Annotated in this window: 15 protein-coding genes and 1 pseudogene; 11 read left to right on the top strand and 5 right to left on the bottom strand. The window is 76.7% G+C overall.

Annotated features, from left to right (window positions below; genetic code table 11):
• The coding region (locus PGN05_RS23750) for a DUF222 domain-containing protein (protein WP_419755048.1) at window positions 1-728 on the top strand (728 nt) is incomplete at its 5' end.
• A gap of 494 nt (window positions 729-1,222) precedes the next feature.
• On the opposite strand, the gene PGN05_RS23745 is transcribed toward PGN05_RS23750, so the two are convergent.
• Window positions 1,223-3,328 (bottom strand): hypothetical protein, encoded by a 2,106-nt coding sequence (locus tag PGN05_RS23745; RefSeq protein ID WP_419755047.1) that lies wholly within the window; start codon window positions 3,326-3,328, stop codon window positions 1,223-1,225.
• A 120-nt stretch (window positions 3,329-3,448) separates the two neighbouring features.
• On the opposite strand from PGN05_RS23745, the gene PGN05_RS23740 reads away from it, so the two are divergent.
• The 4 genes from PGN05_RS23740 (at window position 3,449) to PGN05_RS23725 (ending at window position 9,618) form a co-directional block, all read left to right on the top strand.
• Window positions 3,449-5,068, top strand: a complete 1,620-nt coding sequence (locus PGN05_RS23740; RefSeq protein ID WP_419755046.1) for an acyl-CoA dehydrogenase family protein — start codon at window positions 3,449-3,451, stop codon at window positions 5,066-5,068.
• A gap of 179 nt (window positions 5,069-5,247) precedes the next feature.
• Entirely contained in the window at window positions 5,248-7,293 is a 2,046-nt protein-coding gene (locus PGN05_RS23735; protein WP_419755045.1) for a putative bifunctional diguanylate cyclase/phosphodiesterase, read from the top strand.
• 137 nt (window positions 7,294-7,430) lie between these two features.
• Window positions 7,431-8,120 carry an NYN domain-containing protein gene (locus tag PGN05_RS23730; RefSeq protein WP_419755044.1) on the top strand — a complete coding sequence of 230 codons (690 nt, stop codon included), beginning with the start codon at window positions 7,431-7,433 and terminating at the stop codon, window positions 8,118-8,120.
• A 4-nt stretch (window positions 8,121-8,124) separates the two neighbouring features.
• The gene (locus PGN05_RS23725) at window positions 8,125-9,618 is read left to right on the top strand and encodes a phospholipase D-like domain-containing protein (protein WP_419755043.1); all 1,494 of its coding nucleotides are present in this window, start codon (window positions 8,125-8,127) and stop codon (window positions 9,616-9,618) included.
• Between the two features lie 24 nt (window positions 9,619-9,642).
• Here PGN05_RS23725 and PGN05_RS23720 read toward each other — a convergent pair whose 3' ends face one another.
• On the bottom strand, window positions 9,643-10,197 hold the full coding sequence (locus PGN05_RS23720) for a GNAT family N-acetyltransferase (RefSeq protein WP_419755042.1): 555 nt from the start codon (window positions 10,195-10,197) through the stop codon (window positions 9,643-9,645).
• An 86-nt stretch (window positions 10,198-10,283) separates the two neighbouring features.
• On the opposite strand from PGN05_RS23720, the gene PGN05_RS23715 reads away from it, so the two are divergent.
• The 4 genes from PGN05_RS23715 (at window position 10,284) to PGN05_RS23700 (ending at window position 14,703) form a co-directional block, all read left to right on the top strand.
• On the top strand, window positions 10,284-10,520 hold the full coding sequence (locus tag PGN05_RS23715; RefSeq protein WP_419755041.1) for a hypothetical protein: 237 nt from the start codon (window positions 10,284-10,286) through the stop codon (window positions 10,518-10,520).
• A 224-nt stretch (window positions 10,521-10,744) separates the two neighbouring features.
• Window positions 10,745-11,377 carry a flagellar brake protein gene (locus PGN05_RS23710; RefSeq protein WP_419755040.1) on the top strand — a complete coding sequence of 211 codons (633 nt, stop codon included), beginning with the start codon at window positions 10,745-10,747 and terminating at the stop codon, window positions 11,375-11,377.
• Window positions 11,378-11,407: 30 nt separating this feature from the next.
• Window positions 11,408-13,105 (top strand): ABC transporter, encoded by a 1,698-nt coding sequence (locus PGN05_RS23705; protein ID WP_419755039.1) that lies wholly within the window; start codon window positions 11,408-11,410, stop codon window positions 13,103-13,105.
• Window positions 13,102-14,703, top strand: a complete 1,602-nt coding sequence (locus tag PGN05_RS23700) for a GTPase (protein WP_419755038.1) — start codon at window positions 13,102-13,104, stop codon at window positions 14,701-14,703. Before PGN05_RS23705 ends, PGN05_RS23700 begins: the two co-directional genes overlap by 4 nt.
• Window positions 14,704-14,764: 61 nt before the next feature.
• On the opposite strand, the gene PGN05_RS23695 is transcribed toward PGN05_RS23700, so the two are convergent.
• On the bottom strand, window positions 14,765-15,265 hold the full coding sequence (locus PGN05_RS23695; protein ID WP_419755037.1) for an ATP-binding protein: 501 nt from the start codon (window positions 15,263-15,265) through the stop codon (window positions 14,765-14,767).
• A 137-nt stretch (window positions 15,266-15,402) separates the two neighbouring features.
• On the opposite strand from PGN05_RS23695, the gene PGN05_RS23690 reads away from it, so the two are divergent.
• Entirely contained in the window at window positions 15,403-16,137 is a 735-nt protein-coding gene (locus PGN05_RS23690; protein ID WP_419755036.1) for a GAF and ANTAR domain-containing protein, read from the top strand.
• On the opposite strand, the gene PGN05_RS23685 is transcribed toward PGN05_RS23690, so the two are convergent.
• A complete protein-coding gene (locus tag PGN05_RS23685; RefSeq protein WP_419755035.1) occupies window positions 16,100-17,050 on the bottom strand; it encodes a nucleoside hydrolase in 951 nt (316 codons plus the stop codon). The two genes, PGN05_RS23690 and PGN05_RS23685, sit on opposite strands and share 38 nt — an antisense overlap.
• 21 nt (window positions 17,051-17,071) lie before the next feature.
• On the bottom strand, window positions 17,072-18,406 hold the full coding sequence (locus PGN05_RS23680) for an APC family permease (protein ID WP_419755034.1): 1,335 nt from the start codon (window positions 18,404-18,406) through the stop codon (window positions 17,072-17,074).
• Between the two features lie 324 nt (window positions 18,407-18,730).
• Between PGN05_RS23680 and PGN05_RS23675 the strand changes: the two are divergent.
• Window positions 18,731-18,954, top strand: a pseudogene (locus tag PGN05_RS23675) (hypothetical protein); the annotation flags it as partial.

Raw genomic sequence — 18,954 nt, 5'->3', positions numbered from 1 at the left:
CCGACGGCACCGAACCGGATCCCACCGAGGGCCGGTCGGTGTCGATCGCCCGCCACTCCGACGGCAGCATCACCGCCCGCGTCGAGCTCGACGCCGTCGGCGGGGAGAAGTTCCAGGCGGCGCTGGAGTCCATCGCCGCGGCGGGCCGCTGCGCCGGGGACCTGCGCACCCGCGCCCAGACCCTGGGCGATGCGCTGGTGCAGCTGTGCGACCTGGCCCTCGCGTCCGGGACGCTGCCGGTGCTGCGCACCGTCAAGCCGCACGTGGCGGTCACCATCCCGCTCGAAGACCTGGCCGACCCGGCGACCGGACCGGGTTCAGCGGAGTTGGGGTTCGGCGCGACGATCTCCGCGGCGCGGGCGCGGTGGATCGCCTGCGACGCCACCGTCACCCGGATCGTGCTCAACCCCGAGGGACTGCCACTGGACCTCGGGCGCACCGCCCGCGTCGTCCCGCCGCACCTGCGCAAGGCGGTCGAGCACCGCGACCGCGGCTGCGTGTTCACCGGCTGCACCGCGCCGACCCACTTCTGCGACGTGCACCACCGGCTGGAGTGGATCAACGGCGGCCAGACCTCGCTGGAGAACTCCGCGCTGCTCTGCGAGCGGCACCACACCGAGGTCCATCACGGCTTCCGGGTCCACCGAGCATCCGACGGACGATGGCGCACCTGGCGACCCGACGGCACCGAGATCCTCCTCTCACCCGAACGCCTGGCCGCGGCCTGACGCCAGCCGCTGGCGTGGGCCGGCGTGCTGTCGTGCCGTCGTGCGTCGACGCCGGTTCCACGTGGAACGGCGACGGGGGCGGGTGACCGCGGCCCGTCGAGGACGAGCCGCGGCCACCCCACCGGCCGTTCCATCGGCGCGATCCGCGCCGACCCGGGGTCACGGGGCCGCTCGCGGTCGACTCAGGTGTGCAGAGCTGCGTGTGCGACCCGACAGCGGGGCGGCGCCGGAGATCGGCGCCGCCACCGCCGTCGAGCCGGTGGGCGTGAGGCGGGGAGTACCGGAGGCGTTGTCGCCGGTCCGTTCTCCCACCCCCGATTCCTCACGCCCCGGGCGGCGGCCCGCCCCTCGTCGGGCCGCCGCCCCTGTGCCGGGACAGGTGACGTCAGGTCACCGCGTCCGGGCAGGTCACCGGCCGGACGCGAGCCGGGATGCGGAGTGCGGCGGTCGACGTGCTGCGACGTCGGCGGCCGGACCTCCGCGGGAGGCGCCCGTCAGTCGGGCGCGAAGGAGGGCTCGGGACGCGCGCCCTCCGCGAGGGTCCCGACCGCTGTGGTCGAGACCGAGCCCGTCGACGCCGGGTGGTCCGGCGAGGGCGGAAGCGTGGCGAGTGGCGCCACGGCCGGGGAGCCTGCGCCCGACCCGGACGCCGAGCACGGCACCACGGGGGCGGACGACGAGCCGACCGGCCCCCACGGGGCGATCGGCGCCGCGGGTGCGGTCAGCGGGGCCGGCGCGCTCGCACCGGCCGGCGTGGTGGCGCCAGAAGCCGGCTCACCGCCGGGGGCGCGGGTGTTCGCGTGGGCGGCCGGCGCGGTACCGAGGGCCAGCTCGTCGACGGGGCCGAGCACGCGCGCCGTCACCACGGCGTCGACGGCGGGTGCGGGCGCCGGCGCACCCGGAACCAGGGCCGGTGCGGTCGCCTCCGTCACCGGCGGGAGCGTCTGGACGGCGGCCGGGTCCACAAGGGCGACGCTCTCGGCAGCGGGCTCGAGCACCGGGGTGATCGGTTGGACGGCGGGCTCCACCGCAGGCTCGACCACGGGCGTGAGGATCGGGGCGGCCGGTTCGAGGATCGGCGGCAGCACCGGGGCGATGGGGTCGACCACGGGCGTCAGAACCGGGAGGACCGGCGGCAGCGGGAGGTCCGGGAGGACCGGGACCGGCGGGAGGACCGGGAGAACCGGGAGGACCGGGAGGACCGGGTCGATCACGGGCCCGAGATCCGGAACAAGCGGCGGCAGCGGGAGGACCGGGATCGACGGGAGGACCGGGGCCACGGGGTCGATCACCGGCCGGAGGTCCGGGAGGACCGGCGGCAGCGGGAGGTCCGGGAGGACCGGGACCGGCGGGAGGACCGGGGCGACGGGGTCGATCACCGGCCGGAGGTCCGGGAGGACCGGCGGCAGCGGGAGGTCCGGGAGGACCGGGACCGGCGGGAGGACCGAGGCGACGGGGTCGATCACCGGCCGGAGGTCCGGGAGGACCGGCGGCAGCGGGAGGTCTGGGAGGACCGGTTCGAGGATCGGCCGCGGGAGGTCCGGGCGGACCGGGTCGATCACGGGCCCGAGGTCCGGGAGGACCGGCGGCAGCGCGAGGTCCGGGAGGACAGGGAGGACCGGTTCGAGGATCGGCGGGAGGACCGGGGCGACGGGGTCCACCACCGGTCCGAGGACCGGGACGGTCGGTTCCACCACGGGATCGAGCCCGGACGGGGGCGCCGGCGTCACGATGTCGACCACCGGCCGGACCACCTCGACCACGGGGACCGGGACCGGCGGCAGGGGATCCAGTGCGCCGGTCACCGGCTCGAGCACCTCGACGACGGGAGCAGCCGGCTCGGGAACCCGGTCGACCACCTCGGGCACGGGCGGCACGGGCGGCGATGGCGCGTCGACGACCTCGGCCACGGGGGCGGGCACGTCCTCCGCGACCTCGCCCACGGGCTCGAGAGCAGGACGGACGACCTCCGGAACCCGGTCGAGGACCTCCGCCACCGGCCCGACGACCGGTTCAGGCACGGGGAGGGGCAGCGGGCCGGCCCCGGGCAGCGGGCCGGCGTCGGCCGGGCGGCCCGGAGGAGGGGTGTCGCGGTCCGGAGGAGGGGTGTCGCGGCCCGGAGGAGGGGTGTCGCGGTCCGGAGGAGTGGTGTCGCGGTCCGGTGCGGACTCCGGGCGCTCGGCAGCCGGTGGGCGGCGGTCCGGAGGACCGCCGGCGTCGACGGCGGGCTCGGTGTCGGCCGGCGGCCCGGGCGACGGCACCTCCGCGGGGCCGGCGACGGGCTCCGGTGAGTCGGCCGGCTCCGGTGGGCCGGCGGGCTCCGGCAGGTCGGCGGGGGCAGGCGGGAGCGATCCCGGGCCGGGTGGGTCGAGCGACTCCTCTGCGGCGTCGACCGCGTCCGCCGCGACGTCGGCGACCTCGCCCAGCACCGATCCGGGCCCCCCGGGCTCCGCACCGTCGTCGGCACCTGCCGCACCGGCGCCCGTCACGAGTGCGGCGTACGCGGCCACTCCGAAGCCGGCCGCGGTGAGCGCGCGGCGGGGCCACGACCAGCGGCGGCTCGCCTGCCGGCCGTCGGCGCCCGTGCCGTGCCCGGCCATCGGGTCGACGGTAAGCCGCCGACCGTCCGGGTCGCCAGACGGAACCGCAACTCCGCGGCGGCCACCAGGGGGCAACGGAGGCTGCCCCCGCCGGTCCGCCCCGCCACTACCGTGCCGCGCATGGGCACCACGCACGAGGTCACCAACCAGGTCCCGCCGCTGGTCGGGCACGACCCCGTCGCCGGGGACGCCGCCCTCGCCGAGGCCTGCCTCCGGCACGCGGACGACGCCACGCTGGAGTCCCTCAAGGCCCTGGGCGCCCTGGCCGGCAGCGAGCAGGCGCAGGAGTGGGGCCGGCTGGCCAACGAGAACCCGCCGCGCCTGCGGACCCACGACCGCTACGGCCACCGGGTCGACGAGGTCGAGTTCCACCCCGCCTGGCACGAGCTCATGAGCACCGCCGTCGAGCACGGCCTGGCCGGCGCGCCGTGGGCGTCGGACGAGCCGCACGCGCACGTCCGCCGCGCCGTCGGCTACCTCGGCTGGACCCAGGTCGAGATGGGCCACGGCTGCCCGGTGACCATGACCTACGCCGCCGTCCCCGCGCTGCGGGCCGCCCCCGAACTGGCCGCCCGCTACGAGCCCGGGCTCACCGCCACCGGCTACGAGTTCGGCCTGACCGACCCGGCGGGCAAGCGCGGCCTGGTCGCCGGGATGGGGATGACCGAGAAGCAGGGCGGCTCCGACGTGCGGGCCAACACGACCCGCGCCGTCCCGGACGCGGACGGGACGTACGCCCTGACCGGGCACAAGTGGTTCACCAGCGCCCCCATGAGCGACCTGTTCCTCGTGCTCGCCCAGCTGGACGAGGGCCTCACCTGCTTCCTCGTCCCCCGCGTCCTGCCCGACGGCACCCGCAACGTCTTCCGCCTGCAGCGGCTCAAGGACAAGCTCGGCGACCGCTCCAACGCCTCCAGCGAGGTGGAGTTCGAGGGGACGACGGCCTGGCGGGTGGGGGAACCGGGCCGCGGGGTCCGCACGATCATCGAGATGGTCAACACCACCCGGCTGGACTGCGTACTGGGCTCGGCGGCGACCGTGCGCGCCGCGCTCACCCAGGCCGTCCACCACGCCCGGCACCGGCGCGCGTTCGGGGCGCTGCTGGCCGACCAGCCGCTCATGCAGAACGTCCTCGCCGACCTCGCGGTGGAGAGCGAGGCGGCCACCGCGCTGGCCATCCGGCTGGCGGCGGCCGTCGACGCGGCGGAGTCCGACTTCCTCCGCCTGGCCGGGGCCGCGGCCAAGTTCTGGATCTGCAAGCGCACCCCGGCCGCGGTCGCCGAGGCGCTGGAGGTGCTCGGCGGCAACGGCTACGTCGAGGAGTCCGGGCTGCCCCGGCTCTACCGCCAGGCCCCGCTCAACTCCATCTGGGAGGGCTCCGGCAACGTCATCGCCCTCGACGTGCTGCGCGCGATGGGGCGCTCCTCGGACGCCCTGGCCGCCGTCCGCGCCGAGATCGACCTCGCGCGCGGCGCCGACCGCCGCCTGGACGCCGCCGTCGGCCGGCTGGCCGCCGAGCTCGCCGACCCCGACGCGCTGCCCCTGCGAGCCCGCCGCGCCGCCGGCCTGCTCGCCCTCTGCCTCCAGGGCTCGCTGCTCGTCCGGTTCGCGCCCGCCGCGGTCGCCGACACCTTCTGCGCCTCCCGCCTGGGCGGGGACGGGGGCGCGGTGTTCGGCACGCTGCCCGGCGACGCGCCGGTCGCGGCCATCCTGGATCGAACCGCCGTCCCATCTGTCTGAATCCCAACGGTGTGGTTACCCTCGGTGGTGCGTCGTGCGCCCGGGCGGTCGATGAGGACGGTCAGGCGGTGCGAGCCCCGGACGGGGGCCGACGCGTTCCGCAGGGGGAAGAGAAAGCGGGCAGCGTGCACCAACACGTCGCGAGTGGGCGCTCGGCCGTCGCCGACCCGTTGTCCGCGATGCCGGACGCGGTGTACCGCATCGACGCCAAGGGGCGCTTCTCCTACGTGAACCGCGCCGCCGGCGAGCTGATGGGGCGGGTCGCCGACGAGCTGGTCGGCCGCAAGGCCCTCGAGTGCTTCCCCGAGGTCCGCGGTTCGGTGCTCGAGGAGCACTACCGGACGGCGATGGCTGACGGCCGGCCGCGCACCGTCGAGTTCTTCTACCCGCCGTCCGGCCGCTGGTACGAGGCCCGCGTGTTCCCCGCCAACCGCGGGCTCACGGTCTTCCTGCGCGACGTCGACGAGTGGCACCGCGTCCAGGCCCAGCGGGCGCAGGAGCTCACGCAGCTGACCGCCGTCATCGAGGCGCTGCCGCCGGCCACGGTCCTCATCGACGGCGGCGGCCGGATCGTGTCGGTGAACCGCCGGTGGACCGCGGCGGGCGAGGTCGTGAGCCGGGCGGGCCACCGGGCCGGCCGGGTCGGCGACGACTATCTCGAGGTCATGAGTCAGGGCATGGGCTCCGACGACCGCAAGGCGATCACGGCCGGCCTGGCCGAGCTGATGGCCGGGGGGTCGGACGCCGCCGACCGCGTCTTCGCCCACGACTACCAGCACCCGCTCAACCGGGACCGCGCCTGGTTCCGCATCCAGGCCGCCCGGGTGGAGGCCTCGGGCCAGGTGGTCATCACCCACACCGACATCACCGAGCGGGTCCTCGACCAGGAGGCCCTCGCCTGGCAGGCCACCCACGACGACCTCACCGGGCTGCCCAACCGCGCCTGCCTGCTCGAGCTGATCGGCGACGCCCTGGCCGGCGACGAGGCCCGGGCCGCGCTGCTCTTCCTCGACCTCGACGGCTTCAAGACCGTCAACGACTCCCTGGGCCACGACGTCGGCGACGAGCTGCTGCGTCAGGTGGGGGCCCGGCTGAGGGACCAGCTGCGCCCGGACGACGCCGTCGGCCGGCTGGGCGGCGACCAGTTCCTCGTGCTCGCCCGGGGATGCGACATCTCCGAGGCCGCCGCCCTGGCCTTCCGGCTGCAGACCTCCTTCACCCGGCCCTTCCTCGCCGAGGGCATCTCCGTGCCGCTGTCGGCCAGCATCGGGGTGGCCGCGGCGCAGCCCGGCGTCCGGCAGGCCCACCAGCTGCTCAGCGACGCCGACGCCGCGGCCTACGCCGCCAAGGGCGCCGGGCGGGACCGCATCCACCTGTTCTCGCCGGGGCTGCGCGACGCCGCGCGGTGGCGGCTGGAGGTCGCCAACCGCCTGCGGGACGGCGCGGTCGACGAGTTCGTCGTCCACTACCAGCCCCTGGTGCGCGTGGACACCGGCGAGGTGGAGGGCGTGGAGGCGCTGCTGCGCTGGCAGCACCCGGAGCGCGGCCTGCTCTCCCCCGACGCGTTCCTGTCCGTGGCCGAGGAGACCGGTCAGCTCATCCCGATCACCCGCTGGCTCCTGGGCGAGACCACCCGGCAGGCGGCCGAGTGGGCGGCCCAGGGGCTGCCGCTGCGCATGTCGGTCAACATCAGCGCCCGGCACTTCTCGGCCGAGACGCTGGTGCACGACGTCCGGCTGGCCCTGCACGACTCCGGCCTGCCCGCGGAGAACCTGGTGCTCGAGCTGACCGAGACGTCGGTCGCCGAGGACCCCACCCGCGCCGAGGACCAGCTCGCGGTGCTGCGCAGCTTCGGCGTCCGGGTGGCCATCGACGACTTCGGCACCGGCTGGTCCTCCCTCGCCCAACTGCTCGCGCTGCCGATCGGGACGCTGAAGATCGACCGGTCGCTGCTGACCGCCGCGGCGCGGCTGGCGGCGGGCGGCACGGGCGCGGTGCTCGCCGCGATCGTCTCGCTGGCGCGGACCCTCGGCATCCGGTCGGTGGCCGAGGGCGTCGAGACCGCCGAGCACCTGCAGATGGTGCGCGAGGCCGGCTGCGACTTCGCCCAGGGCTACCTCCTCGCCCACCCCATGCCCGCCGCGGACGTGACCCGATGGGCCTCGCGGGTCCGGGCCGCCGGGGGCGACTCGTGCGCGCTGGCCCTGCAGGGTCAGGCCCGCTGAGCGCCTTGCTCACGGCGTCGGGACCGGCCGCGCGACTGCGCCGGCGGGTCGGCCGCCGGGCCACCGCGCCCGCCGGCCCGCCGCGCCCGGTGGACGTGCCGTCCCCGCCACGGGGAGCGACCGGGCAGACTGCCCCCGTGACGGACCTGGACCTCGCCGCCGAGCCGGCGCCCGACACCGGCGCCCTCGACGGCCGCCCCCGCCCGGCGCTGGACCTGCTCATCTGGGACGCGCCGAACATCGACATGACGCTGTCGACGGTGATCGGCGCCCGCCCCACGGCCGCGTCCCGGCCGCGCTTCGACGCGATCGCCGCCTGGTTCGTCGAGGGCGCCGGCGACCCGGGAGCGCCGGACGCGCCCGACGTGGAGGCCTGCGTCTTCGCCAACATCCCGCCGGTCGTCGGCTCGCTGCAGCGCTGGGTGGAGGCGCTGCGCAGCTTCGGGTTCGCCGTCTTCGCCCGGCCCAAGACCCAGCCCGACGACGACATCGACCAGGACATGCTCGACCACATCGCGGTGCGGCAGCACAGCCACCGGCTGCGCCGGCTGGTCGTGTTCTCCGGCGACGGGCGCAACTTCGCCGAGCCGCTGGAGGCGCTGGCCCGCACCGGCACCCAGGTGGTCGTCGTCGCGTTCAGCGAGGTCGCCGGCTACGCGATCAGTTCGGACCTGATCGAGTTCATCGACATCGAGGACGTGCCCGGCGCGTTCGTCGAGCCGCTGGACCGGGTCCGCCTGGACGCCCTGCCGCCGGACGGCGCCTGGCTGCGGCCCACCCGCAACCTGCGCGACTTCGTGTCGGGCTTCCTCCGCCGCAACGGCTGACGGGGTGTACGAGGAGGGGTCGGGACCGGTCGCGACCGAGGAGCTGCTGGTCCCCGGTGAGACGTGCTGGCGGATCGAGCGCGCCGACCGGCACGCGGTGTTCGTGGACGCCGCGGACTACTTCGCCGTCCTGAAGGGCGCGGTGCTGCGGGCGCAGCGGCGGGTGTTGTTCATCGGGTGGGACTTCGACCCGCGGATCCGACTGGACCCGCGCCGGTCGGGACGGCGCCGCTCGGGCGGTCGCCGCGCCGACAAGCTGGGGCGGGTCCTGGAGGACGCGGTCGCGGCCAACCCGCAGCTGGAGATCGGCGTCCTGCAGTGGGACTACGGCATGGTCTTCGCGCTCGGCCGCGGCCTGGCGCCGATCGTGCTGCTCAACCGGCGCACGCCGGACCGGCTGACCCTGACGGTGGACACCCACCACCCCATCGGCGGCGCGCACCACCAGAAGATCGTGGTCATCGACGACTGCCTGGCCTTCGCCGGCGGCATCGACGTCACCGCCGATCGCTGGGACACCCCCGAGCACCTCGACCGGCAGCCGCTGCGCCGCCGTCCCTCCACGCACCGGCCCACCGGGCCCTGGCACGATGTCACCAGCCTCGTGTCCGGCCCCGCCGCCCGTGCCCTGGGTGACCTCGCCCGGGAGCGCTGGGAGAGCGGGACCGGGCGGAGTCTGGAGCCGGTCCCCGCCGTGGAGGCCTGCTGGCCGCCCGAGGTGGAGCCGCTGCTGACCGACGTCGACGTGGCCATCTCCCGCACCCGCCCGGAGCACGGCGGGGCCGAGTTGGTGCACGAGATCGAGCTGCTGTGGCTCGCGGCGATCGCCGGCGCGCGGCGCAGCGTCTACATCGAGAGCCAGTACTTCGCCAACCGCCGCATCGCCGAGGCGATCGCCGAGCGGCTGCGCGAGGACGACGGGCCGGAGTTCGTCGTGATCAACCCGGAGAGCGCCTACGGGTGGCTGGACGAGACGGCGATGGGCCCGGCCCGCGCCAAGCTGCTGGCCATGGTCGAGGACGCCGACGTCCACGGCCGGTTCCGGCTCTACGTGCCGGTCACGGTGGGACGGCGCCCCATCTACGTGCACGCCAAGGTGCTGGTCGTCGACGACCGGCTGCTGCGGATCGGCTCGGCCAACCTGAACAACCGGTCGATGGGCCTGGACACCGAGTGCGACCTCTCCGTCGAGGCCCGCGGCGACGACCCGCGGCGCGACGAGCTGGCCGCGACGATCACCGGGCTGCGCGACCGGTTGCTCGGCGAGCACCTGGGCGTGCCACCGGAGGCGGTCGCCGAGTCGGTCGCCGCGTGCGACGGGTCGCTGCTGGCGGCCGTGGAGCAGCTGCGCCGCCCGGTGGGCCGATCCCTCGTGCCCCTGCCCCTGCCCGACCTGGGGCCGGTGGACCGCACGCTGGCCGACACCGAGCTGCTCGACGCCGAGCGGACACCCAACCGCTGGCGCCGGATCCGCCGCAGCTTCCGGCCGCGCCACTGAACCCGGCGGCACCGGACCCGGCGGTCACGACCCGCCGTCGGGGACGGCGCGCTCCCAGATCAGCTCCGGGCCGTCCTCCTCGTCCACCTGCTCCCCGACCACGGCGAAGCCGAACCGGGCCGCCAGGTGCGCCGACACCGTGTTGGCCGGGCTGATCGACAGCCGCACGGTGCGCACCCCCGGCTCGGCGGCGGCCCGCGCGAGCAGGAGGGCGAGGGCCGCCCGCGCGTACCCCTGCCGCCGGTGGGCCGGGTCGACGGCGTAGCCCACCTCCAGCCTGCCGTCGGCGTCCGGCGGGCCGTGGTACCCGGCGCGCCCGACGGCGAGCTGCCGGGCGCGGTCCCAGATGACGCCGGTCACCCACGCGGCGCTGGCGGGGTCGGCCTCGACCTGGTCGCGGCGCATCCGCCAGACGCCGCGCCACCCGGGGTCCACGAAGGCCGCCGTCAGCGGCACCGGGCTGGCGGCGTTCGCCCCGGCGAGGTCACCGGCGGCCAGGGCGCGGAACGCCGCGGCGTCCAGGTGCACCACCTGGACCCGACCCGGGTCGACGGCCGGCCAGGGCGGGGGGCTGCTCACCGCGGGAGTCTCGCAGCGCCCTCGGGGGAGCGGTGTTCGAGGCCCCCGGCCGGGGAAGGAGAGCGGCCACCGACGGAGGAGGGGCCATGGCGGTCTGCGAGGTCTGCGGCAACGACTACGAGATGGCGTTCGAGGTGGTGGCGCAGGGGGCGCGGCACACCTTCGACAGCTTCGAGTGCGCCATCCACCGGATGGCGCCGGTGTGCGAGCACTGCGGCTGCAAGGTCATCGGCCACGGGGTCGTCGTCGACGGGCACTTCTACTGCTGCGCGCACTGCGCCCGGCACGTGCACGGGGACGCCCCGGTCCGTGACAGCGCTTGACGACAGGCGCGGGAGCATCGCAGCGAGCGCCAGCGAGCGAGGAGCGGACCGCGGCGCGGAGTCAGGCCAGTGGACGGCGCCTGATCGAGGACCCCGTCCTCCCCCGCAGGGGGTGGGTCCCTGCCTCGGGACGGTTGGCCGGTGCAACCCCGGTTACCGTTCCTCTCAGCGCGACGTCGGCGGGTTCCCGTCGTCAGAAGGCGGAACGGGGGACCATGAGCGCCGTGACGGGAGTCGTCCGCCCGGAGGTGGACGCGGAGGCCGAGGTGACGGCCGCGGGCAGTCGCGTCTCCGTCAGCACCCGGGTGGAGCGCTCCGGGGACACGGCGATCGTCGTCCGGCCCTCGAGTGGCGAGTTCGTCGACCAGCAGGTGGTCCGGGTCGGTGACCGGGTGCAGGTGTTCTGGCGCGAGGGGGCCGCCGGCTGGGCACTGCCCGCCGACGTCAGCACGGTGGAGCGCGGCATCGCCCCCCGCTGGCACCTCACCGTCGCCGGCCCCGCCGAGGAGACCCAGCGACGGGAGGCGGTCCGCGCGCGCGTCGCCCGGCCGGTCACGCTCCGGGTCAACGGCGCCGACCTCGAGGCGCAGAGCCTGGACCTCAGCGAGGCCGGCACCCGCGTCGTCGTCGAGGCCTACGGCAACCCGCCCCTGGCCGGCACCCGGCTCGCGGTGGTCCTGCAGGTCGAGGACGGCGCGCTTACCTGCGCCGCCGAGGTCGTCCGCCAGCAGACCCGGGGCTCGCGCTGGCAGCTGTCCCTGCACTTCGTCGACCTGCCCGAGAACGAGCAGGACCGGCTGCGCCGCCGCGTCTTCCAGGCGCTGCGCGAGGAACGTGCCGGACGCACCGAGGACTGAGGACGGCGACCGCGGGGCAGTCCCCGGGGCGTGACCCTGCCCGCCCGCCTGCCCGAGGCCCTGGCCGCACTGCGCGACGAGGTCGCCGCGGCGCCCCTCGGCCTGGCCACGCCGGGCAGCGAGCCGGCCCGGCGGGCCGCCCGCGGAGTGGTCGAACAGGTCGACGACTACCTGCTGCCGCGGCTGCGTGACCTGGACGCCCCGCTGCTCACCGTGGTCGGCGGCTCGACCGGCGCGGGGAAGTCCACCCTGGTCAACAGCCTGATCGGGACGCCGGTCACCACCGCCGGCGTGCTGCGCCCGACCACCCGGTCCCCCGTGCTGGTGTGCGCCCGCGCCGACCAGGCGGCGTTCGCCGGCGACCGCGTGCTGCCCGGCCTGGCCCGGGTCACCGGCGCGGCCGGCGGCCCCGGGACGCTGCAGCTGGTGCCGCGGGACGACGTCCCGCCGGGGCTGGCGCTGCTCGACGCGCCGGACGTCGACTCGGTGGTCGAGTCCAACCGCGACCTGGCCGCCCAGCTGCTGGCCGCCGCCGACCTGTGGGTCTTCGTCACCACCGCGTCCCGGTACGCCGACGCCGTCCCGTGGGACCTGCTGCGCACGGCGCAGGAGCGGGGGACCGCGCTGGCCGTCGTGCTCGACCGGGTGCCGCCGGAGGCGGTGCGGGAGGTCGCCGACGACCTCGCCGGGATGCTGCAGCGCGCCGGGCTCTCCGGGGCGCGGCTGTTCGTCGTGGAGGAGCGCCCGCTGGCCGGCGGCCTGCTGCCGGAGGACCAGGTCGCCCCGCTGCGGCAGTGGCTGCACACGCTGGCCGCCGACCAGGAGCAGCGCGCCGCCGTCGTCCGGCAGACCCTCACCGGCGCGCTGGCCAGCCTGGAGGAGCGCGTGGCCGGGGTCGCGGCCGCCGTCGAGGAGCAGTCCCGGGCCGCCGCGGCGCTGCGCGAGGCCGCCGCGGCGGCCTACGCCGCCGCCTACGACGGCATCGACGAGGGCGTGCGCAGCGGCAGCCTGCTGCGTGGCGAGGTGCTGGCCCGATGGCAGGAGTTCGTGGGCACGGGGGAGTGGATGCGCTCGCTGCAGAGCTCGATCGGCCGGTTGCGGGACCGGGTCACCGCCGCGCTCACCGGCCGCCCGTCCCCGGCCGACGACCTCACCGGCGCCCTGGAGTCCAGCGTGGAGACCCTGTTGCGCGCCGAGGCCGACCGCGCCGCCGAGCGGACGGTGACCGCGTGGCGGGCGCTGCCGGGCGGGCCGGCCCTGCTGGCGGTCGCCGACGAGGACCTCGAGCGGGTCTCGCCGGACTTCCCCGAGGCGGCCGGCGCCCAGGTCCGGGACTGGCAGGGGTTCGTCCTGGACCTGGTGCGCGAGGAGGGCGCCGGCAAGCGCACCCGCGCCCGGGTGCTGTCCTGGGGGGTCAACGGGGCCGGCGCGGTGGTCATGGTCGCCGTCTTCGCGCAGACCGGCGGGCTGACCGGCGGCGAGGTCGCGGTCGCCGGCGGCACCACCGCCATCGGGCAGCGGCTGCTGGAGGCGGTGTTCGGCGACGCCGCCGTCCGCCAGCTGGCCGCCGACGCCCGCGAGGACCTCCAGGCCCGCGCCGACACGCTGCTGCGCTACGAGCAGGGCCGGTTCGACGCCCTGGTGGACGACGCCGGCCCGCAGCCGGACGACGCGGACCGGCTGCGGTCGGCCGCCGCCGCCCTCACCGCCGCCCGGACCGGCGCATGAGGGGTCGACCGCCGCTGGCCGACCGGCTGGCAGCACTGCGCGAGGCCGTGGAGGTGGCGGAGGGCCACCTCGACGTGCCGGAGGTGGTCCGCGCCCGCGCGCTGCTGGCCAAGGCCGGGGCGCGGGAGGCCCTGGGCGACGCCACCGTCGTCGCGCTGGCCGGCGCCACGGGCAGCGGCAAGTCCACCCTGTTCAACGCGTTGTCGGGCAGCGAGGTGAGCACCCCGGGCGTGCGCCGGCCGACCACCGGCGTCGCGCACGCCACCGTCTGGGGGAGCGAGGACCCGGCCGACCACCCGACCGACCGGCTGCTCGACTGGCTGGAGGTCCCGCGCCGGCACCGGCACGCCCCCGAGCCCGCGCTGGACGGGCTGGTGCTCCTGGACCTCCCCGACCACGACAGCGTCCGGCTCGAGCACCGGCTGGAGGTCGACCGGCTGGTGCAGCTGGTCGACGTGCTGGTGTGGGTCCTGGACCCGGAGAAGTACGCCGATGCCGCGGTCCACGACCGGTACCTGGTGCCGCTGGCGGGGCACGCCGGGGTGCTGCTCGTCGTCCTCAACCAGGTGGACCGGCTCGATCCCCAGGCCGCCCGCGCCTGCCTCGCCGACCTGCGCGCCCTGCTCGACCGGGAGGGCCTGGCCGACACGCCGCTGCTGGCCGTCTCCGCGCGCACCGGCGCCGGCCTCGGCGAGCTGCGCGCCGACCTCGCGAAGCGGGTCTCGGCCCGTCGCGCGGCGACCGACCGGCTCACCGCGGACGTGCGGTCCGCCGCCGGCGCGCTGGCCGCCCACGCCGCCGACGACCCGCCGGGGTCCCGGGACGGCTCCGGGGTCGGCCGGCAGGACCGCGAGCAGCTCACCGGCGCCCTGGCCGAGGCCGCCGGTGTCCCGGCCGTCACCTCCGCCGTCGAGCGGTCGGTGCGCCGCAGCGGAACGGCGGCCACCGGCTGGCCGGTGGTGCGCTGGACCCGGAGGCTGCGGGCGGACCCGCTCGACCGGCTGCACCTCGGCGACGCCGGGTCGCGGACCTCGCTGCCGGCCGCCGGGGCGGCGCAGCGGGCCGCGGTCACCCACGCGGTCCGGCAGGCCCGGGACGCCGCGGGTGCGGGCCTGCCGACGGCGTGGCGGGACGACCTGCGGCGCACCGTGGACGTCTCCGAGGAGCGGCTGGCCGACCGGCTCGACCAGGCCGTGGCCGGCACCGACCTCGGGCCGCAGCGGACGCCGCTGTGGCAGCGGGGCGTCGGCGGGCTGCAGTGGCTGCTGCTGCTGGTCGCCCTGGCCGGCGCGCTGTGGCTGCTGGCGCTGGTCGTGCTCGGGTTGTTCCAGCTCGACGAGGTCGTGCCGCTGCCCCGCGTGGAGGGGCTGCCGCTGCCCACGCTGCTGCTCGTCGCCGGCCTGCTGGCCGGTGCCCTGCTCGCGCTGGTCGCGCGGCCGTTCGTGGGCCTGCGCGCCCGCCGGAGGGCGCGCCGGGCCGAGCAGCGGCTGCTGGCCGCCGTGGACGTCGTGGCGGGGGAGGAGCTGCTCGCCCCGATGGTCGAGGTGCGGGAGGACGCCGCGCGCTTCGCCGCGGCCGTGGCGCGCGCGGCCCGCTGAGCACGGCCCCTGCAGGGGCCCGCCGCGAGCTGGCGAGCGGTGGGGAGGAGGGGGTCCTCTCTCAGTCCTGGCGGGGGACCTCGGGGGCTCGTGGCTCCGGCACGACGTCCTGGGCGACCTCGAGCGGGGTGCGGCCGTTGGGGATCCGGGCCCAGACGTGCTTGCGCCCGGGCCGGCCCTCCCAGCCGTACTCGATGGACAGCTGGGCCACCAGGTGCAGGCCCATGCCGCCCAGCGCGGGGTCCCGGTCGACGGCGGGGACCGGCGGCCGGTCGGGGGCCTCGTCGCTGAGGTCGAGCAGCCAGCCGTCGGTGCCGGCCACCACCAGGGCCCGCACCGCTCCGCCGCCGTGCCGCAACGCGTTGGACGCCAGCTCCTCGAAGACCAGGAGCAACCCGTCGCGGGCGTCGTCGGTCGAGGCGGAGCAGACCGACGGGTGCCCGATCCGGGCCCGCAGGTCCGACCGCACGCGGGAGACGACGTGCATCGCCTCCAGCTGCCAGTGCCACACGTCGCCCGGGACGGAGGGCACCGGTGTCTGCGGCCACGGCTCCTGGCCCATCGCCACCCCCTCCGCCGGTCAGCCGGCCTCGTCGACGGGCTCCATCCTGACCGAAACCGGACCGGGCCGCAGCGGCGGGTGCCGCGGACTCGCCCGCGAGGTCCCGGCGGGTTGCCTCGGCAGGCACACTGGCCTCCGTGGAGCAGGTGTGGCGGGAGCTGAGCCAGGTCGTCCTCGTCGACCGAGAGCTGGACGCCGTCCTGACCGAGGTCACCGACCTCGCCGCCCGTGCCATCCCGGGCGCGGAGTCCACGTCGATCACGCTCGTCCGCGGCGACAAGGCCTTCACCGCCGCGCACACCGGCGAGATGGCCCTGGCCGCCGACGAGCTCCAGTACGAGCGCGGCTACGGCCCCTGCATGGACGCCGGCCGCGCCGGGGTCGTCCTCCGCATCGACGACACGACCACCGAGCAACGGTGGCCCGACTACACGGCGCGGGTGACCGGGGTCGGCGTCCGCAGCTCGCTGTCCATGCCGCTGCCGTACCAGGGGACGTCGATCGGGGCCCTCAACATCTACTCCACCCGCCCGGCGGCCTTCGCCACACCGCAGTCGCTGGAGGCGGCGACCGCGGTCGCCGACGCGGTGGCGGTCGCGGTGGCCAACGCCGACGCGCACCACCGGCTGGGCGAGCAGGCGCGGAACCTGCGGCTGGCGATGGAGTCGCGGGCGGTCATCGAGCAGGCCAAGGGCGTGCTCATGGCCCAGCGCCACCTGGACGCCGAGCAGGCCTTCGAGGTCCTCCGCGAGGCGTCCCAGCGCTACAACCGCAAGCTGCGCGAGATCGCCGCGGGCATCGTCGCGTCCACGCAGCCCGCCGCCGATGCCCGGGCTACCGGAGCGAGCGGGCCAGCGACTCCAGTCGGCTGACCAGGAACTCCACCGCCGCCGCGCTGTCCACGGTCTCGGCGACCTCGACCGCGGTCGGCGCCCCCGACACGGTCCGCCGGTCCACCAGCGTCTGGCCGCGGCCGGCGCCCCGCGTGGTGTCGACGACGACGTCGCGGCGCACCGTGCCGAGCGTGCCGGGGACGATCGCCTCGGTGAGGGCCAGGGCGTCGTGGACCACCACGCCCGCCGTCCCGTACGCCGTCCGCGCGTGGTCGAGGTACTGCTGCAGGACCGCCGCGGTCGTCGCCCCCACCGGGCCGGCCGCCGCGAAGCGCGCGATCCCCTCGGCACCGAGCACGGTGGGCAGGGTGACGTCGAGGCCGACCAGCACGGTGGGCACGTCCGAGCCCAGCACCCGCGCCGCGGCCTCGGGATCGGCCCAGACGTTGAACTCGGCGGCCGCGGTCACGTTGCCGCCCCGGCCGGCCGAGCCCCCCATCAGCACCAGCCGGCCGATCCGCTCCGCCGCCTCGGGGTAGGTGGCCAGCAGCAGGGCGATGTTCGTCCAGGGCCCGATGGCGGCCACCGTGACCGGGACCTCCGACGTCATGAGCAGGTCGGCCAGCGCGACCACCGCCGGGCGCGGATCGGGCGTGGCCGGGGACGGCGGCAGCTCGACCCCGCCCAGGCCGGCCGCGCCGTGCACGTGGCCGGCCCGCTCCGGCTGGCGGTACACCAGCGAGTCGCGCGCGCCGGCCGCCACCGGGACGTCCGAGCGCCCGCCCAGGTGCAGGACCCGCAGGGCGTTCTCCGTCGTCCGCGCCAGGTCGACGTTGCCGTGCACCGTGGTGACCAGGCGAAGGTCCACCTCGGGGCTGGCGAGGGCGAGCAGGATCGCCACCGCGTCGTCGATGCCGGGGTCGGTGTCGATCACCAGGGGGGTCGCGGCCACCGCCCCATCCCACCAGAGGCTTCAGCCGGCGGCCGCTCCCTCCCGCCGCCGGCGGGCCGCCCCGGTGACCAGGTGCAGGACGACGCCGACGGCCAGCAGGACCCCCGCCCGCAGCCAGGTGCCCGCCTCCTGCTGCCACAGCAGCAGCAGGCACGAGCCGATGGCGAGGACCGGGAGCACCAGCGGAGCCCGGAAGTGGTCGGCCGCCACGCGGTCGCGGCGCAGCACGAGCACCGCGGTGTTCGTGCTGAGGAAGACCAGCAGGAGCAGCAGGACGACGGTGTTCGCCAGCGCGGCGAGGGTGCCGGTGAGGGTCAGCACCATCGCCGCCGCCGTCGTCACCGCGATGGCGGCCCACGGCGTGCGGCGGCGGGGGAGGACCCGCCCCAGGGCGCTGGGCAGCAGGCCCTGCTCGGCCATCCCGAACGCCAGCCGGCTGGCCATGATCATGGTGAGCAGCGCCCCGTTGGCCACCGCCACCAGCGCGACGACGCTGAACAGCCGGTCGGGGATGCCCACGTCGGCGGCCCGGACCACCTCCAGCAGCGGACCGCTGGAGCCGGCCAGCTCCTCCGGCGGCAGCACCACCGCGGCGGCCAGGCCCACCAGCACGTACACCAGGCCGGCGGTGAGCAGCGCGCCGAACAGCGCCCGCGGGTACACCCGCCGCACGTCGCGCACCTCCTCGGCGATGTTGGCCGAGGTCTCGAACCCGACGAAGGAGTAGTAGGCCAGCAGGGCCGCGGCCAGCACGGCCGAGGTCGCCGGGACGCCGGCCGGGAAGTCCACCGTGCGGCCCAGGTCGCCGTCGCCCCGGCCCAGGACGACGGCACCGAGGACGACGACGAGCACCAGCCCGGAGGCCTCGACCAGCGTCATCACCATGTTGGCGCGCAGCGACTCCTGGATGCCGCGCGCGTTGAGCAGCGCGACCAGTCCGAGGAAGACCAGTGCCGCCGGGGTGGCGGGCACGTCGAGGAAGACCCCGAGGTAGTCCCCGGCGAAGGCCAGCGCCAGGCCCGCGGCGCTGGTCACGCCGGCGGCCAGCATGCAGAACCCGACCAGAAACGCGATGACCGGTCGGCGGAACGCCCGCTCGGCGAACACCGCCGAGCCGCCGGCCCGCGGGTACTTCGTGACCAGCTCCGCGTACGAGGCGGCCGTGAGCAGCGCGAGGAGCAGCGCGAGCGCCAGGGGCACCCACACCGCCCCGCCCACCTCGGCGGCGACCTCCCCCACGAGCGCGTAGACGCCGGCCCCCAGGACGTCGCCGAGGATGAACAGGTACAGCAGCCGCCCGCCGACGGCCCGCCGCAGCCGGGTGTCCTCCGCCGTGGTGGTGGTGGGGTCGCTCACCGGACGAGTCTGAGCAGGGTCCCCGGGCGCGGCAAGCCGACCGGCGCGGCGGCGGCGCGGCCCCGACACGCGGGCGCGGCGGGGCGTGTCCCGGGGTGACCGGCGCCCTGACCTGCATATTCCACGCTCGGGCGGCGCCGCAAGTCGACAAGGCAGCGCTGCGGGGGACGGGTCACCCACCCCCGTGGGAGGCCTGCACAACGGTTCGGTCACGCGCCCTCCAGGACCGGTCTCGGAACGCCGTCCGGGGAGCCCGCCGTCCCTACCTTTCTCCTTGTCCGCGGCACCTTCCCCAGTCGCGGCGACTACCTGCAGGAGGACGTCATGGCGATCGACCGGGCTCTCACGCCCCGCTCGTCGCGGGTGGCGGACGACCTGACCCTGAGCGGGCTGCTCGACGTGCTGGACCGCGCCGAGGAGTTCGTGCCCCGCCGCCTGCCGCGGCCGGTGCGGGCCGCCGTCGGCCGCTCCGGCGCGGTCCGCCGCCCGCTCCCGGCCGCCCGCCCGGTGCCGGTCCCGGCGGGTCGCCCCCCGAGTCGGAGGCCAAG

This window comes from Geodermatophilus sp. CPCC 206100, assembly GCF_048569675.1.
Lineage (GTDB): Bacteria > Actinomycetota > Actinomycetes > Mycobacteriales > Geodermatophilaceae > Geodermatophilus.
This window is presented reverse-complemented; position numbering and strand designations above follow the sequence as displayed.

Coding starts and splice junctions, on each gene's coding strand:
- PGN05_RS23715 (WP_419755041.1), top strand. CDS start 10,284: ATGGCGGTCTGCGAGGTCTGCGGCAACGACTACGAGATGGCGTTCGAG.
- PGN05_RS23735 (WP_419755045.1), top strand. CDS start 5,248: ATGCCGGACGCGGTGTACCGCATCGACGCCAAGGGGCGCTTCTCCTAC.
- PGN05_RS23745 (WP_419755047.1), bottom strand. CDS start 3,328: ATGGCCGGGCACGGCACGGGCGCCGACGGCCGGCAGGCGAGCCGCCGC.
- PGN05_RS23740 (WP_419755046.1), top strand. CDS start 3,449: ATGGGCACCACGCACGAGGTCACCAACCAGGTCCCGCCGCTGGTCGGG.
- PGN05_RS23700 (WP_419755038.1), top strand. CDS start 13,102: ATGAGGGGTCGACCGCCGCTGGCCGACCGGCTGGCAGCACTGCGCGAG.
- PGN05_RS23695 (WP_419755037.1), bottom strand. CDS start 15,265: ATGGGCCAGGAGCCGTGGCCGCAGACACCGGTGCCCTCCGTCCCGGGC.